This is a genomic window from Streptomyces sp. NPDC020192, assembly GCF_044388685.1.
Lineage (GTDB): Bacteria > Actinomycetota > Actinomycetes > Streptomycetales > Streptomycetaceae > Streptomyces.
In genome coordinates this window covers 1-2569 of the sequence record NZ_JBIRXG010000105.1, presented here as the reverse complement: position 1 = coordinate 2569, position 2569 = coordinate 1, and the positions used below count along the sequence as shown (strand labels likewise).

Sequence of the window (2569 nt, the reverse complement as noted above, 5' to 3'; positions counted from 1 at the left end):
TCCAGCACACCGGCCGCATGCACGACACCGGTCAGCGGGAACCCCGCGACCACACGCCCCAGCGCATCCCGGTCGGACACATCACACGCCACCACCTCCACCGTGGCGCCCAACTCACCCAGTTCGGCGACCAGTTCACCGGCTTCTCCCCGACGGCTCGCCAACACCAGCCGCCGAACACCGTGCTCGGCCACCAGATGCCGGGCCACCAGTGCGCCCAGTACCCCCGTGCCACCGGTCACCAGCACCACATCGTCCGCGCCGAACGGCACACCACCACCGTCGGACCGGACACCGGTACGAGCGAGGCGCGGGACGTACGTCTCCCCGGCGCGTACGGCGACCCACGACTCGTCGGCCAGGGCCGCGGCGGCGGGCAGGGCACGCTCGGAGTCGGGGTGGCCGTCGAGTACGACGTGGCCGAACCGGCCCGGGTGTTCGGCCTGGGCGGAGCGCAGCAGACCGCCGACGGCGGCGCCGGCCAGGTCCGTGTCGCGCGTGACGACGACCAGCCGTTCGGCCCGGTCGTCGGCGATCCACCGCTGGATCGCCGCGAGCGCCGCCCGTACGGCCTCGCGTACGGCCGCCGGACCGGCGTCCGTCCCGTGCGGTGCGTCCAGGTGCAGGAGTTCGACGGCGGCGCCGTCCGCGGGTGCGGTGGCGGCGACCGGGACCCAGTCCAGGTGCAGCAGCGGGTCGGTGGGGGTGCGGGCGGCGGCGACCTGTTCGGCGGTGACGGCCCGCAGGCGCAGCGAGGCGACGGTCGCCAGGGGTGCGCCGGCCCCGTCGGCGAGGTCGACGGCGACGGTTTCGTCGCCCAGCGGCGTGAGCCGTACCCGTGCCGCGCGGGCGCCGACGGCGTGCACGCGCAGCCCGTGCCAGGCGAAGGGGAGTCCGCCGTCGCCGACCAGGCCGCCGAGGCCGATCGAGTGCAGGGCCGCGTCCAGCAGGGCCGGGTGCAGCAGGAAGCCCGACTCGTCGGTGTCGGCCGGGAGTTCGACCTCGGCGAGCAGGTCGGTGCCGTGCCGCCAGGCCGCGCGGACACCACGGAAGACCGGCCCGTACTCGAGGCCGCGGTCGGCGAGGCTGTCGTAGAGCGCGGACACGTCGACGGGTTCGGCGCCGGCGGGGGGCCACTGGGTCAGCGGCGTACCGGGCGTGGTGTCGCCGGGGGCGAGGACGCCCTCCGCGTGCCGGGTCCAGGGTGCCTCGCCGTCCTCGGGGCGCGCGTGCACGCTGACGGTACGGCGGTGATCCGCCTCCGCGCGGCCCACCCGTACCTGGAGGTGCAGGGCGCCACGCTCGGGCAGGGCCAGGGGCGCACCGAGGACGAGTTCGTCCAGGGTGCCGCAACCGACGCGGTCGCCGGCGGCGAGGGCGAGTTCGGCGAGCGCCGCGCCGGGCAGCAGGGTGGTGCCGAGGACGACGTGGTCGGCCGTCCAGGCGGCGGGGTCCGCGGCGAGCCGTCCGGTCAGTACGAGGCCGCCGTCCTCGGCGAGGTCGACGGCCGCGCCGAGCAGCGGGTGCCCGGCGGCGGTCAGCCCGGCTCCGGCCAGTTCGCCGGCGGACGGACCGGAGGGGGTCAGCCAGTAGCGGGTGTGCTGGAAGGCGTAGGTGGGCAGGTCGGCCTGGCCGGTGACGCCCGCGAAGTGTCCCGTCCAGTCGACGTCGGTGCCCGTGGTGTGCAGGGCCGCCAGGTTGGTGAGCAGCTGCCGGGGCCCGTCGTGGTCGCGGCGGAGGGTGCCCACGACGACGGCACTCCGCCCTGCGGCCTCTGCCGTCTCCTGCACCGCGGTGGTCAGCACCGGGTGGGGGCTGATCTCCACGAACACTCCGTGGCCGGCGTCGAGCAGCCCGCGCACCGCTGGTTCAAAGCCCACCGGCTCCCTCAGGTTGCGGTACCAGTAGCCGGCGTCCAGCGTCGTACCGTCCGCCCACTCCCCCGTCACGGTGGAGAACAGCGGAACCGTGCCCTCGCCCGGGTGGATCCCCTCGAGGTCCGCCAGCAGACCCGCACGCACCGGCTCCACCAACGCCGAATGCGACGCGTAGTCCACGGCGATACGACGGGCCCGCACGCCCCGGTCCGCACAGTGCGCCAGGAACTCCTCCAGCGCCACCGCCTCACCGGCGACCACCACCGACCCCGGACCGTTCACAGCGGCAACCGCCACCCGGCCCGCCCAGGCGCCCAGCAGCTGCTCGGTGTCGTCGAGCGCGGCGGCGACCGACACCATGCCCCCGGTCCCCGCAAGCCCCGTCAACGCCTGGCTGCGCAGGGCGACCACACGGGCGCCGTCCTCCAACGACAGCGCCCCCGCCACACACGCGGCGGCGATCTCCCCCTGCGAATGACCCACCACCGCCGACGGTACGACGCCGTACGAACGCCACACCTCCGCCAACGACACCATCACCGCCCACAACACCGGCTGGACGACGTCGACCCGGTCCAACCCCGGAGCACCCTCCGTGCCCCGGACCACATCCAGCAACGACCAGCCCACAAACGGCTCCAGAGCCGCCGCACACTCCGCCAGCCGCTCGGCGAACACCGGCGAGGAATCCA

General features: G+C 75.1%; 1 protein-coding gene. It reads right to left on the bottom strand.

Going from position 1 to position 2569, the window contains the following annotated elements; genetic code table 11:
- A partial coding sequence (locus ACH47Z_RS47025) for an SDR family NAD(P)-dependent oxidoreductase (RefSeq protein WP_399086763.1) occupies positions 1 to 2507 on the bottom strand: 2507 nt, incomplete at its 3' end.
- Positions 2508 to 2569 lie beyond the last annotated feature (62 nt).